The organism is Segatella asaccharophila, assembly GCF_054687055.1.
The window spans coordinates 1-14,566 of the sequence record NZ_BAACAN010000018.1 but is presented as its reverse complement, the minus strand read 5'-3'; the positions used below and the strand labels follow the sequence as shown (position 1 = coordinate 14,566).

General features: G+C 45.7%; 11 protein-coding genes and 1 pseudogene. 4 read left to right on the top strand and 8 right to left on the bottom strand.

Features of this window, described 5'->3' with window-relative positions:
• Positions 1-13: 13 nt before the first annotated feature.
• From ACYRYG_RS10005 to ACYRYG_RS09995, 3 genes are all read right to left on the bottom strand, one after another.
• Positions 14-2,233, bottom strand: a complete 2,220-nt coding sequence (locus tag ACYRYG_RS10005) for an ATP-binding response regulator (RefSeq protein ID WP_460198071.1) — start codon at positions 2,231-2,233, stop codon at positions 14-16.
• Between the two features lie 163 nt (positions 2,234-2,396).
• A complete protein-coding gene (locus tag ACYRYG_RS10000; RefSeq protein ID WP_293418164.1) occupies positions 2,397-2,714 on the bottom strand; it encodes a hypothetical protein in 318 nt (105 codons plus the stop codon).
• A 230-nt stretch (positions 2,715-2,944) separates the two neighbouring features.
• On the bottom strand, positions 2,945-3,379 hold the full coding sequence (locus ACYRYG_RS09995) for a DoxX family protein (RefSeq protein ID WP_293423873.1): 435 nt from the start codon (positions 3,377-3,379) through the stop codon (positions 2,945-2,947).
• A 400-nt stretch (positions 3,380-3,779) separates the two neighbouring features.
• Here ACYRYG_RS09995 and ACYRYG_RS09990 point away from each other — a divergent pair.
• A pseudogene (locus ACYRYG_RS09990) lies at positions 3,780-4,286 on the top strand (methylglyoxal synthase); the annotation flags it as partial.
• Between the two features lie 207 nt (positions 4,287-4,493).
• On the opposite strand, the gene ACYRYG_RS09985 reads toward ACYRYG_RS09990, so the two are convergent.
• From ACYRYG_RS09985 to ACYRYG_RS09970, 4 genes are read right to left on the bottom strand one after another with little or no spacing between them, the layout of a single operon-like run.
• Positions 4,494-5,810, bottom strand: coding sequence for an ABC transporter permease (locus ACYRYG_RS09985; protein WP_293423871.1), 1,317 nt, complete (start codon positions 5,808-5,810; stop codon positions 4,494-4,496).
• A 3-nt stretch (positions 5,811-5,813) separates the two neighbouring features.
• Positions 5,814-6,983: an ABC transporter permease gene (locus ACYRYG_RS09980; protein WP_293419886.1), complete on the bottom strand. Its 1,170-nt coding sequence runs from the start codon at positions 6,981-6,983 to the stop codon at positions 5,814-5,816.
• Positions 6,984-6,999: 16 nt separating this feature from the next.
• Complete coding sequence (locus ACYRYG_RS09975) at positions 7,000-7,995, bottom strand: HlyD family secretion protein (RefSeq protein ID WP_293423867.1); 996 nt, start codon at positions 7,993-7,995, stop codon at positions 7,000-7,002.
• Positions 7,996-8,025: 30 nt separating this feature from the next.
• Complete coding sequence (locus ACYRYG_RS09970) at positions 8,026-9,513, bottom strand: TolC family protein (protein ID WP_293419892.1); 1,488 nt, start codon at positions 9,511-9,513, stop codon at positions 8,026-8,028.
• Between the two features lie 356 nt (positions 9,514-9,869).
• Here ACYRYG_RS09970 and ACYRYG_RS09965 point away from each other — a divergent pair, with 356 nt between their 5' ends.
• From ACYRYG_RS09965 to ACYRYG_RS09955, 3 genes are all read left to right on the top strand, one after another.
• Positions 9,870-10,145 carry a DUF4492 domain-containing protein gene (locus ACYRYG_RS09965; RefSeq protein WP_293419895.1) on the top strand — a complete coding sequence of 92 codons (276 nt, stop codon included), beginning with the start codon at positions 9,870-9,872 and terminating at the stop codon, positions 10,143-10,145.
• Between the two features lie 63 nt (positions 10,146-10,208).
• Entirely contained in the window at positions 10,209-11,768 is a 1,560-nt protein-coding gene (locus ACYRYG_RS09960) for a cytochrome ubiquinol oxidase subunit I (RefSeq protein ID WP_293419898.1), read from the top strand.
• Between the two features lie 12 nt (positions 11,769-11,780).
• Positions 11,781-12,923, top strand: coding sequence for a cytochrome d ubiquinol oxidase subunit II (locus tag ACYRYG_RS09955; RefSeq protein ID WP_293419901.1), 1,143 nt, complete (start codon positions 11,781-11,783; stop codon positions 12,921-12,923).
• A gap of 363 nt (positions 12,924-13,286) precedes the next feature.
• Here the strand turns inward: ACYRYG_RS09955 and ACYRYG_RS09950 are convergent, their stop codons facing one another.
• The gene (locus ACYRYG_RS09950) at positions 13,287-14,129 is read right to left on the bottom strand and encodes an SGNH/GDSL hydrolase family protein (RefSeq protein ID WP_460198070.1); all 843 of its coding nucleotides are present in this window, start codon (positions 14,127-14,129) and stop codon (positions 13,287-13,289) included.
• Positions 14,130-14,566 lie beyond the last annotated feature (437 nt).

Genomic DNA, 14,566 nt, shown 5'->3' with positions numbered 1-14,566 from the left:
GGTATCATTGTTTCTATTTCTGAGCTTCAGCCATGATCCGCTCTGAGGCCGCAAGTACTTCTTCTGCATTTTCCTTAAGTTCAGCTGTCATGAATGTCTGACCGCGTTGCTTTTCTATCCATGACAGTGCAGTGATTGACCGCTCTTCTCCTATCTGCATGAATACGGGGAGCATCCTGTGTGCAGTTGCGGTAAGGGACGGTACATCTTTGTGCTGTAATGCCTCGGTAATTAAATGGCAGTTTTTTCTCGTCTCAGACAGGAAGGTCTGGATGATGACCTGGGCTGCTTGTTCATCATCACCTGCAAATGCTGTCAGAGATGCGAAATTAAATTCATTCTTGTTTCTTATTTCGTTTTTAGCCGGCTGGTGTGTGATGGTGGACATCAGCTCTTCTGTAGTGAACGGTTTATGCAGGCAGCCGGAAAATCCAAATTTCCGTAGTTCTTCTTCCTGGATGTCACTTCGTGCCGTCAGTGCATATACCGGAAGGATGGAACCGGCCTCACGAATCTCTTTTACCAGTTGGAATCCATCCATCTCTGGCATCTGGACATCTGTGATAATGGCATCATAATCATTCTCCTTTAATTGGTCAATTACTTCCAGTGGATGCAGGCTTGTGGTGAGCCGAATGTCCTGATGTGCAAGCATCGCCTTTGTGAGTTGTAGTTGTAAAGGGTCATCATCTATCAGCAGTAATCTTGTCAGGTGGGTGGGATGACTGTTGACGGTCATCTGGGGCCCTTCCGGTTGTATCGGAAGGGTAACATGGAAGGTAGAGCCCTTTCCTGGTTCGCTGGTCACCCAGATCTCTCCTTGCATGAGCTGGACTAGTTTTTTAGTGATGGATAGGCCGAGTCCGAAACCTTCGTGCCCTTGTGCATTCGGGAGTCTTGTGAATTCGTTGAATATCTTTTGCTGTTCTTCTGGCTTCATCCCCGGTCCGGTGTCTGCTACAGAAAAGGACAGGTCGCTGTTGCTTAATCCGACGGTCAGACTGATGATGCCTTTATCGGTGAATTTTAAGGCATTAGACATCAGATTCTCTACGATCTGACGGATGCGGAACGCATCTCCACGGTAGGTCTTGCGAAGTATGTTGCTGCAGGAGTATCTGATCTGGATATTCTTCTGTGAGGCTAAAGGCAGAAAACTTTGATAGATAGTATCAAATAATTCTGCCGGTTGAAAATTAAGGTATTGAATTTTCATCTTGTGTGCATCCAGTTGATGGTAATCCAGCAGGGACGTGACCATTCTCAGCAGATGCTGGGCTGATGCCTTCATGTTGTTGAGATAGGTACGTTGGCGTTCGTCTTGTATGATACGTTTCAGCAAGTCGGCATATCCGAGGATAGAACCTGCCGGTGCCTTGATGTCGTGGGTAACTGTGAGCATCAGTTGTTCACGCTCAGCCAGCAGCCGGGAGGTCTCTTCATTGGCTTGTTCTAACTGATGCTTATAGCAGTTGCCCTTTTCGATGTCCCTGAAGATGATAAACAGGAATATCCCTGCCAGCAACAGGGCGGTTATGGCCACCCATCCTAAAGTCTTCACCGAATGCCGCCGGGCCGACTTCATGTTTTCAATCTGTTGTTGTTGCAGCAGGTAATTTTCTCCCTTCATTATCTGCATGAGTTGGTCAGTCTGTCGGGCCATTTCTGCTTCACTTGATCTTAATCTCCTTACTTGTCGGTTCAGTTGGCGTATTTTCTGGCGGTGCTGGGCCTCGGCTTGCCGCCTTGTACCTTCCAGCAGTTTCTTGACGGAATCGTCCGGATTATAGGCTTTGGCCACACTGTCAGTCTCTTTTGCAGTGCTGATACTTTTCACTCGCAGGGTATCTCCCTTTCCGGGTGCGAATACGTCGTGGATGCGCTTGAGTAAGTTCTTCCTTTGCCGCATCGTATACTGTTGTGTAGTTGTAACCGTTTTATGTTCTGTTCGTGGTTTGTTGATAAGCGTATCCTTCGTGTTGATGAGATGGTCCAAATAGGGCTCGTAATCTGACGGATTATAGACCGTCTTGACGGTCTGCAGGGCTTCTTCTATCTGCAGGTCTTTCTTCATGATTTTTGCTCTCATGGAGTCAATATGTGCCATTTCATGCTGTTTGTTTTCCATGGATGTAGACATCTCATGGTAGACAAGTCCAACGGACAATCCGATGAGCAGCAGCAAGGCGAAGAAGCCGATGGTAACTTTTAATTGGGTGGAAATATGGAACATTTCATGAAATGGTTTTCTTTAACATATTGCGAATATACGCTTTTCGGTCTGAAAAAATATGGAGAGGGATCTTCTTTTATGCTTTTTTGACTGATAAATGACAAAAGGGAGAGTGGCAAAAAATGCCGACCCTCCCCATAAACTGGATATTGACTCTCAAATTTTATTCTACTACTTTGCCTTCATCGGTGTATTTCTCAGTAAATACGGCATTATTTTTTGTGCGTATTTTTACTGAATAGATAGTTTGTCCATCGTGATCTTCTTTGGTAAACTCACTGATGGCTGCGTCCGGGTAGGATTTGGCGATGGAGTCTTTGACGACCTGTGGCAATTCGTTTTCGGCGGTTGCTGTTGATGGCTGTCCGGTAGGTGCAGACGTGGCGATGGTGTCTGTCTTGACTGTGTCATTTCCTTGTACTTGTGCGTACGATGCAAAACTCATACTTAACATTACTGCTACTACGACTAATTTTTTCATATCTTTATACTTTTAGAGAATTAATAATGTTTTCCTTGTAAAGTATAGTGCCAAGGATGTGCCAGAATATGAGATATAAATATAAATTATTGATAGTAAGCATTTTAAGATATGTTGTGAATATCCTTGAAGGGGGCACAGTATGGGGAATATGGGGAATCATTGTGGAATTTTTCCCCATAATAAGACCTTTTTTTGCAACGTTGGTGGCTCCAATTGAATCTTCAGGGTCACACTCCTTTACAGGATAACTTTCTGCCGATCAGGCTGTCGATGGAGTAGTTGCCGGGACCGGCAAAGAACATCAATAGGAAAACCATCAGATAGGCAAACGCCAGCTCTCCTGCAGAGATAGAGCCGTTATGTACGGTAAAAAAGGCTACACTCATGGTGAAAATCATGGGGATGACGGCCAGGCGGGTGAGAAAGCCTGCAATAAAAGCGATAGAACAGGCCAGTTCCCCAAAGATGGCTAATGACAGTGAAGCCTTTCCTCCTATATCAAGAGGATCGGGGAATTGGGATGCCATTGTGTTGAAATTGATGAGTTTCTGAAGACCATGACTCGCAAGAAGGAGTCCGAAAATGACTCTTGTTGCCAGTAGTAGAGAAGATGTTTGGGCATCTTTTCTCTTGCCGGGAAATAAATAATAAATAAGTTTCATGTTTCTTCTTTTAAATTTTGAAAAATGATCGAGTGCTCATAGCTGCCATCATGACTTATGATGGTCTTTGATGTTCATGCTCATTTACAGGTAAAGTAAATGATCCTTTTCTTTACCTTGGTTGCAAAGATAAGAATAAATGATCTGTCATGCAATATCTGCTGACCGATATGGATTTGTGAATCAAGGAAATAGCAGCGTGTGTGGATGTTTTCCAAGTATATTTAACTCACATTAACTTTATGGGGGCAAGAAATATGGTGATATGCTTGTGCTCTTGGCAAAACAATTTTATCTTTGTATGTATGATCCGGAAGAACAAGGGGAAGCAATTTTCTTCTTTATCTGTTGGATCCTTGGTTAACCAGTTATATTTAGAATTAAACTAAAAGAAAAAACTATGGAAAATTTCGTGAAGAGGAATATCGGTCTGGTGGCTCATGATGCCAACAAAAAGGATCTCATGGAATGGTGTTTATGGAACTCGAATAAATTGATTGGACATAAATTCTATTCTACCGGTACCACAGGGCACTTGATTCTGGCTGCTTTGTCTAAAAAGCATCCGGAGGTAAAGTGGGATTTTACTATTCTTAATTCTGGTCCTTTGGGTGGTGACCAGCAGATGGGGTCTCTTATCGTGGCGGGGAAAATCGATTACCTGTTCTTTTTTACGGATCCGATGACCATGCAGCCTCATGATTCTGATGTCCGTGCCTTGACACGCTTGTGTAATGTGGAGAATATTGTGGTTTGCTGCAACCGGTCAACGGCTGACCATATCATTTCCAGCCCATTGTTCCAGGATGCAACTTATAAGCGGATCAAACCTGACTATTCGGCTTATTCTCACCGTTTTGCTAATCAACCGCTGGTGGAAGAGGTTGTGAAGTCCGTCAACACGCGGACGGGTTTAACGGACGAAACAGAAAGTGGGTCTGGTGAATCGGAGAAGGGGCTTGATAATGAGAAACCGGATACGGGAGAAAAGATAGTGGGGGATGCAGATCCGGCCCCTGTCAAATAAAGAAAATGTGAAATTCTGTCATTTATGGGGGCGTTTTCTCGTTGAGAAAACGCCCCTTTATTCGTTCCTTATCTCTGCGTTCAGATCCTATATTTGGTTTTCGGCTTCTTCCTCCGGAATATCCGTATCTGAGGTCTCTGTGGAAGTTCCCTTTTCCGTTTTGGCGGCCAAAGCCTTGTTCTTGATGTTCTCAATGGCTGAGTAGGCCCGCTTCCTGGTGAGCTTCAACTGATAGCGGTATACCAGGAAGGTGGTACACCCGTAGACGATGACTTGTATCCATAAGGGTATGATAAACTTCTGGACTTCGTCCAGCGTTGCGCCCATGTCATTGATGGAGATGAATGCTCGGATTCCCCAGGTTGATGGGATCAGGGCTGCAACACCCTCCCAGAATCCCGGGATGTTACTGAGAGGCCAGGATACCCCTGTCATGAATAGAAAAGGAACTGAAGTGAAGATGACTAGTAACAGGACATTCTCCCTGTAGCGTACAAAGCAGGACAGAGTCATGCCGAAGAAGGTGACCGCGAGGATGAAGGGAATAAGTAGTCCCCAGAGTGCCAGAGGGTCTGATAATTCTGTGAAATGGAAAAAGTGGGGGACGCAGAGGGTGACATAAGCTGCCTGTACACAGTAAATCATAAAGCATGCCATGGCTTTGCCCAATATGATCCGGAAAGTCCCCATATAGTGTCTGCTGATCGGTACAAGTTCCTTATAGCGGTTGTTCTCTCTCGCGGTTCCGGCGGATAAGCCGATGCCCAGAAGCAGGGTTTGCTGAAGGATCAGCATGAGTACGCCGGGAATGATGGCATTGCCATAGCCCCCTGGCTCATTGAAGATGGCAACATTACTCGATTTGATGGGGTTGGCAGTGACATTATCTTCCTGATTCGTGAAATCGGCTGACCGGCTGATCTGAATCTTGGAATTGATCTTGTTGGCTACATTTACCGCAGTACTGTAAACAGCACGATAGTAAAGCATCAGGCTCATGTCTGCGTATGTGCTTACATGACTCGTCTCATTCCGGTAAACTCTCTTCTCGAAATCTTCCGGAAAATAGAGTACGCCATGCACGGCGTTCCGGCCGGCGAGTTGCTTAGCTTCTTCCAGATTATCACAATAATAGGCTACTTTCGTGTCGGGACTGGCATCATAGTCACGGATAAACTCTCTGCTCAGATGACTGTGAGACATGTCTACGATGGCTACAGGTACATCTCTTATCACTTCGTTGTTGTAGATCCAGGAATATACCAGAGGATAGAAAAGTGGAACGAGAATACAGAAAATAAGTACCCCTTCGTCAGAAAAGGCATTGCGCATCTCCTTGGCCCAGATATAACACATATCCTGGATACCATGTCCGATAGCTTTTATAAAACCTTCTTGTTCCATTGTTTAAGGAATATAAATATCATGTAGCATTGCCCTCTTGAGATTTCCGCTTGTGAGCAATGGCAATATGGTAAAGCAGCACAGTGCGATGACATCGCTTAAAACGTATGTGAGGGGGAAGTCATTGAATATGCACGTATGGTAAATGACATAGTAGTGCCGCAGGGGGAACATCTGGGCAATGGCCTGGATCTCGGGGGCCATGCTTTCGAGGGGATAGGTGGATCCGACAACTGAGAAACTCACTACGGACCATAGTGAGCAGATGCTCATGGCCATGCGCAGGGATGGCATCAGCCCGAAGGCGAAAATACCGAAACTCTGGCAGGATATGACGGAGAGGAAACCGAGTAGGAGCATTCTGCCTACTCCTCCTGGATGGGGGAACCCCAGGACGTAGTAGATGTAAAATTCGAAGCAGTAGAAGATAGACAGGAAAATGAGTGTCTGCGGCAGCATCTTGCCGGCAATGGCTACGTAAACGTTGTTGTGCGCCATGGCCATCCACTGCCGGGAACGTTTGAACTTCAACTCTGTCCCGATGGAATAGGGAGTGATCAGAAATACGAAAAGTAACAGGACTCCCGGTACGATAAAGGTACTTAAGTAGACATTATAGTTGGTCCATGGATTACCGATCAGGTGCAGGTCTATTGCAACCGGCTGGATATTAGTCGCTATTTCCTGGTCTGTCTTTCCCATTGCCGCAAGTTTTTCCGTTCCTACGCCGGCTGTCCCCAGCGCACTGGCTGTCTTCAGGTCACGATAGAGCAGGTTACCTGCCAGCAGGTATTCCGTATTATAATAATAGGACATCTTGGCTTGTACTCCTCTCATGATGTCTCTGGTCATGCCTTTGGGAATATAGAGAAAGCCGAAGATGTTATCCTTCTGGATGTCTCTTCTGGCCTCGTTTACGTTCTCATAACTTTCTACGATACTTGTCGTTTGCAGGCCATCGAGACGGCGTATAATGGCACGGGAAGTTGGTGTGTTATCCTGGTCGACAATTCCCACTGGCATTTTGGCAGGAACTCCTTCCCCCATCAGTGAAGTGAAAAAAATGACTACAATGATGGGGAAGAAAATCATGCAGAAAGCATAAATAGGATTTCTTCGGATATTGCCACACTCTCTCAGGGCAATCAGATAAATGTCTTTGAGGACTTTCAATGTCTACCCCTTTTTGTTATTTCTTTATTTTCTTGATAATCAGACTCATTCCCGGACGCAGACCTTCTAAACTGGTGATCGGACGGGCTTTGACTTCAAATGTCTTCAGGTCATACTGGCCTGTTGTCTTGGTGGCTTTCCACGTGGCGTATGATCCTTCATCCTTGATGTAGTAGACGCGCATCTTGATGTTTTTGTCAAATGCCGGAACGTATGCGGTGAAGGTCTGTCCGAGATTCAAATGCTTCAGATGGTCTTCCCTCACGTTGAAATCTCCCCAGAGGTCATTCATGATGTCTATGCTCATGATGGGGGATCCCATATTGACAAGTTCCCCGACTTCAGGATAGACGTCGGAGACTTCTCCTTCTACGGGAGAGATCTGAACGGTCTCCTTTAAGAGGGAACTCATCACCTTTACGGCATCTCTGGCGGCCTGGGTGTTATGTGCAGCTATCTGCTTCTCCTGGGAGCGGGCTCCACTCTTGGCAAGGTCATATTGGGCTTCTGCCGCCTTTACCTGAGACGATGCGGCTTGATAGGCTGCCAGCGCTTCATCTCGTTTCTGGCCGGCGATGACTCCTTCATTATAGAGGTTTTGCATCCGGGTATAGGTCTTCTTGGCTATCGTTCGGGCGGATACGGCAGTCATCACCATTTGGTATGCTGCCTCAATCTGCTGCTTCCTGGCTCCCGCATCGGTCAGATTCTGCATGGCTTGGGTGGCCTCTCCGGTGGCTTCCAGCACCTGTTTCTGTGCGGAAATTTCCGGTACTTGAAGGATGGCAAGGGTGTCTCCTACATGGACATAGTCTCCCTCCTTGACCCTGAGTTCTTCGATACGCCCGGGGAGTTTGCTGGATACCCGGTATTCTGAAACTTCTACTTCACCTTGAATGATGTCTTTCTGCTTTCCAAAAGTGAAAAAACCGATGATGCCCACCACGATGACGACCAGGGCAAATCCCAGGACTGCGAGCATGATGTTGTTATGTTGTGATTTCGCTGACATAATTATATAGCGTGATTTTTGTTTCTATGATTATCTTAAAATACCAAGAGCCTTTTCCAACTCTGTCTGAGCGAGTTTTAAGTCCACTTCTGCATCTATCTTCTCACTCTGGGCTTGTTGCCAGGCGGTCTGGGCTCTCATGACATCTGTTACTTTCATGATCCCTTCCTTGAATCCGAGATCGGCGGAACGGAGATTTTCATCAGCGCTCTTCAGATTCTGGTTTGTCATCACAAGCCTCTTATGGGCTTCTTTGATCTTAAACCGGCTTTGAGATATTTGCAGTTGAATCTTTTCACGGGTATCTGCTATTTGCATCTCGGCAATATTGGATGCTGCCTCAGAGGCTCTTACTTTGTATGACCCTTCATTCCAGCTCCATAAGGGTACTTCTACGGTAAGCCCCAGGGTCCAGACGCCGGCAATTTGTTTCTGGAATCCATTGAACGTGTTGGGACTGGATACCAGATAGCCTCCTGTCGCCAGGACATGAGGCAGGTATTCTGCCCGGATCATCTTAGTGTTCTGCTTGCTGATATCTATGGTGTTCTGAAGAATCCTGATCTCGGGACGGGTCATGAGGTCTGAATCGGTCGGCTGGACTATGGGGAAACTGGAGGAATCCAGATTCTTCTTGTTCTCGTCTGCAAGATGTATGTCTTCGTCCAAAGGCAGCCCGCAGAGTTGGCAGAGATACATCTTTGCCAGTGACAGACCGTCTTCCACCTGAGTGACTTGCATGTCAGCTTCATTGACCTTTACGTCCACTTGCAGGCCGTCTGACTTGGTGGCTACACCTTGGGCAATCATTTTATGGACATCATCACTGAGCTTCTTGATTAGTTTGTGATAACTGTAGACCAGGTCTTCTTTCTGCTTCAGTGAGACAACCATCCAGTACGCTTGATCCGTATGATAGAGGGTGGTCTGTGTCGTAAAGTCAACACCGTTTGCCGCTAATTGCTCATTAATGTCTGCTATTTTATTGGCTGCATTAATGGCTCCACCCATATAGACGGGTTCTCTGACCATAACTGATCCTGACCAGATGTTGTGGGTGTCCGTGCGGAACGCGTTCTTGATCTTTGTGCCTATCTGGTCTCCTAAACTTCCGAGTGTAGGGCTGTATTGCTGTAACAGGCCTGCAAGCTGCTGGGCCATTTGTGGGGTGAGAAGTCCTTGCTGGACCAATGAAGTGATCAGGTCGGAAGCTCCTGTGCTGAGACTCCCGATAGAATTACTCCCTAAATGGGTCAGAGCGTCCTTTTGTCTGCTGTTGAGCAGGGATATTTCGCGACTGAAAAACTGATAACCGCCTATAGCATCTACTTTGGGTAGATACTTAGTACGCATAGCCTTTTGTGTATTATAGGCTACTTTCTCGTTTAATTTGGAAATGTTGAGTTGCTTGTTGTTGCTCAGAGCCATCTCCCTGCAATCTTGCAGACTCAGGGTCTGTTGGGCTGTTGCCGGTAACATAGCTCCTAAAAAGGCGACAATTGTTGCTAATTTCTTCATGTACATGAATTTTGTTCTTGCATGAAATGGATTCGACGACTATAATATAAGTAATACCTATTATTGTATACAGGAGATCTAAAACTTGTTAGAGAACTCGCTTATATAGGGTCGGCAATGGATTCCTTCTCTTCTCGGATGGGTTCATCTTAAAAGTTTCCGGTCCTGCTTATAGAATAGTACCTATATCTTTTTGTTCTAAACTTCTTGCAAATGTAAGGCTTTTATGTTGATTGGCCAAGAAAAAAAGCACAGTTTACCGTTAAAGGAATTAAATGTAATATTTTTAGCGAAAAAAGGACCAACGTTCAAATTATTTTCTTATCTTTGCATCGTAACCGTAAACTGTAATATGTATGAAACGAAACAATTTCCTATATAGGACTTTTCGCTTGTACTATGATGGCTTTCGTGATATGACCGTGGGAAAGACGCTATGGGCGGTGATTCTGATTAAACTGTTTATCATTTTTGCAATATTAAAAGTGTTTTTCTTCCCGGATTTCATCAGTCATCATGCCAGGAAGGGACAGGAGAGCCAATTTGTGTCTGAACAAGTTCTTAACCGGACCACTCCGTCGGCGCAGATGACGCCACGGCCGGTGAAGCCGCGGCTGCCCGGTTCCAGATAAGGGCTTTTACGGCTACGGAAAATCGGAAAGAACGAATCAACAAATAATTTAAAATCATATATAATGAACCTTTTGGACATTACAACCGCTACAATTGACTGGTCGAGGGCACAGTTTGCGCTAACGGCCATCTATCATTGGCTGTTCGTCCCGCTGACGCTGGGACTGGCCATTATCATGGGGATTATGGAGACCTGCTATTACCGGACGCGGAAGATCTTCTGGAAAGATGCTGCCCGTTTCTGGCAACGGCTTTTTGGAATCAATTTCGCTATGGGGGTGGCTACAGGGATCATCCTGGAATTTGAGTTTGGTACGAATTGGAGTAACTATTCCTGGTTCGTAGGGGACATATTTGGTACTCCTCTGGCCATTGAGGGGATCTTTGCTTTCTTCATGGAGGCTACTTTCGTGGCGGTGATGTTTTTCGGATGGAAGAAGGTCTCTCCCGGATTTCACCTTGCTTCTACCTGGCTCACGGGATTGGGCGCGACTCTTTCCGCCTGGTGGATCCTGGTCGCTAATGCCTGGATGCAGGATCCGATAGGATCTGTGTTTAACCCGGATACCATGCGTTTCGAGATGAGCTCTTTCGCTAAAATAGCCTTGTCTCCTTTCGCCGTGGATAAGTTCTTCCATACCGTGATCTCTTCCTGGATCATCGGGGCGGTCTTCTGCGTGGCAGTAAGTGGTTGGTATTTACTGAAACACAGGGAGGAAAAATTGGCTAAAGAGAGTATTAAGATAGCTGCTATCGTAGGACTGGTCTCTTCGGTCCTGACCGTCCTGATTGGAGACAACTCGGCAGTGATGGTTTCGAAGGTGCAACCGATGAAACTGGCTTCGATGGAAGCGTTGTATCATGGTGGAAATGATCAGGCCTTGACGGTCGTGGCGGCTGTCAATCCTTTTAAACAACCGGACTATGAGAAGGTCAGGGAAGCTCCTATGAAGGTAGGTGTTCCTGATGGACTTTCTCTGTTGGCTACCCGGAAGATTCATGGTTATGTGCCCGGCATTAATGAGCTTCTGAACGGATATACGCTGCCGGATGGTACCAGGGAACCTTCTGTGGAGCAAAAAATGGCTATGGGCAAAAAGGCTATTGCGGCTTTGGTGCAATACCGTAAGGGGAAAAAGGATGCGGTAACCAAAAAGACGGTGATGGATAATATCAAATATTTCGGCTATGGGTATGTGAAGAATCCCCGCCAGGTCGTACCGTTCATCCCCGTCAACTTCTGGGCTTTCCGGGTCATGGTCGGCATAGGATTCCTCCTGGTGCTGTTCTTTATAGTGGATCTGTTTATGGTCTATAAGAAGGACATCAGCCGTTATCGCTGGCTTCAGGTGGTCTCAATCATCTTCCTTCCATTGACCTATCTGGCTAGTGAGTCGGGATGGCTGGTGGCTGAGTTTGGCCGGCAGCCGTGGACCATTCAGGATATGCTGCCTACCTGGGTAGCCGTTTCTGATCTCCATTCCGGATCCGTAGCCCTGACCTTTTTTATCTTCCTGGCACTTTTCACAACGATGCTGACAGTGGAGATATGCATTCTTTTCAAACAGATCAAGAAGGGGCCTGAGCATACTGAGAAAGAGATAGTAAAGGTGGACGCTTAAAATTTTCTGATTATGACATATTCTTTTCTTCAACAATATTGGTGGTTTGTGATCAGTTTGCTGGCCGCATTCCTGGTGTTCCTGCTTTTTGTGCAAGGGGCCAACAGTCTGATATTCAATTTGGGCAAGACTCCTGAGGAGCGCCGCCTGGTCGTAAATTCTACAGGACGGAAGTGGGAGTTTACTTTTACGACTCTGGTCACCTTCGGGGCCTCTTTCTTTGCCTCTTTTCCTCTTTTCTACAGTACTAGTTTTGGAGGCGCTTACTGGTTGTGGATGATCATTTTGTTTACTTTTGTTGTCCAGGCAGTGAGTTATGAATTTCAGAACAAGATAGGAAATTTTTTAGGTCCTCGGACCTTCCAGATTTGCCTGATTATCAATGGTGTCGTAGGTCCATTACTGATCGGGGGGGCTGTAGCCACTTTCTTTGATGGTTCTAATTTTGTCATTAATAAGATGAACATGATCAGTGGTCTGCAGCCTGTGATCAGCCATTGGGCGAATGCCAGCAATGGTCTGGACGCTTTGCTGGATCCCTGGAATGTGATTTTCGGTATTGCTGTATTCTTGCTGGCTCGTGTTCTGGGGCTCCTTTATATTGTCAATAATATAGCTGATGAAAAAATCCGGATGAGAGGTCGCAGACAGTTGCTTTATAATGCCATCGCTTTCCTGGCATTTTTCCTGACCTTTCTTATCCGTACGCTCTTGAAAGACGGCTTTGCCTATCAACCTGGAACCGGTGTCATCTTTATGGAACCGATGAAGTATCTGAAGAATCTGATAGAGATGTGGCCATTGCTTCTGGTTTTCGTGGCTGGCGTTGTCTTGTTGCTTTTCGGAGTGATCCGTACGGTCTTCAGCAAGACTTATATAAAAGGTATCTGGCCGGCAGGCTTTGGCGTGGTGATGGTCGTTCTTGTCCTGCTTCTCATTGCAGGATGGAATCATACGGCTTTTTATCCTTCCAATGTTGACTTGCAGAGCTCGCTGACGATCGCTAACAGTTGCAGTAGTAAGACGACACTTACGGCAATGTTCTATGTCTCTCTTTTCCTGCCGGTAGTTTTTGTCTATATTTATTTCGCTTGGAGAGCTATTGACAAGAAGAAGATAAAAGCATCGGATATCAAGAATGATACGGCTTATTAAATGATCACCTTATTATATTCTTAATTTTCAAGATGGCCTGCTCTTGATTTGCCACGTTTTCTGTCAACCGTTACCTCAATGTACCATACAGCTTGCCTCTATGGTGCATTGAGCCCATCCCGATGGTGCATACAGTTTGTCCCGATGGTGTATCCCTCTTGCCTTGATGGTGCATATCGCATTATGTAATGGCGTGTTTACGGTGATGGATGACCCGGACGGAATGTCGTGCTGGTTACAAAGGGGTGATTGGATGATCCCTGAGAAATATTCTTATAAAAAAAGCAATGCGAGGTTTAGCATTGCTTTTTTTATAAGAAGGAGGGACGGTTCTTTGGAGAATGTCCCCTTAATGGTATTTAGTCATTTCTTACCTTGAAAGGAAAAATCACAAGGCAGGGAGGCTAACTGATAATAGAGAGTCTTCGCTATTCTCCAGTGTCCTGCGTCGTTTGGATGCAGACGATCCGTATCGAGGGTGTGATAGTAAATGGCGCTCTCATCGAAAAGAGGATAAAGACCGGAAACGGAGTTCAGGTCAATGACGGGCATGGCCCAGATATTACCGGCTTCTTTTACGGATTGTACATAGGCGTCAAAATATTCACCGCAGGCATTTTGATATTGCTCAGTGGGCTGGATGTTCGAATTGCCGGCATAGAAATAGGCTCGGTGGATAGGGGTGAGCAGGACTACCTGTTTGGTCGGGAACATTTTCTTGATGGTGCTCAGTGCAATGTTGATGCGCCCGCGGTAGGTGCCTTCGTCCATGCAGGGGGTGCGTCTCCTGCGGAGTACGGTGGCTTTTGGCTGATGGACGGCGGCTACTACAGAATCTTCGGTCTCGTTGTACCAGTGTCCTATGGGGACTGCTGCATTGAAATCATTCGTCCCGATGAAGATGAGTATGGCGTCAAACTGGTCTCCGTGTTCTGATTTCAGTTGACGGGCTTGCCGCGGGATGTCATTCCATTGCCGTCCGCTGACTCCATAAACATAGGGGGTGATTCCTAAAAGCTCCTGGAGGTAATTCCAGTATTTCTTCTTTGACCCTTTGTTGTTTGGATCTGTGATGGAGTCTCCGAAATAGGCAACTCGTTTGCCACTCCAGGGGTGTACAAAGGTGGCGTCACGTTCTACTGTTTTTTTTGCCATTCCGGGTAAAGCCAGAAGCAGGCATAAAAGTAATGTTAAGGTCTTTTTCATCTCTTTCTTTTCTTATTTTAATAGATTAATGATTGCAAATTTAAATAATCTTGAAGAGAAAACCGTCTCTTGTTCTTACTTTTTGTGCATCGCGTATTTGTTTTTTCTCTTTCTGTTTGGTGTTGCTTGAGCAGATTGTCTGCTAGGATACCGTGAAAGGTATAAAAACTTGCCTTTTGAGGACTGAGGAATGGAATAATTTCCTTTTTTGCCCTAACATACTATTATATGAATAGATAGAGTTTTCAAAGCTTCTTTTTCCCGGTTTTATTTTGTCAATAAAGGAGAAATACGTATTATTTATTTTAATTTTTTTCTAAAAAGATTTGGCGGTTACGTATAAAAGCACTACCTTTGCAACCGCTTTCGGATAAAAACCGGGGGCGGAGAAAAAAGAAAGAGTTCTTTGAAAAGATTTCCATAAAACAGACAGGCAG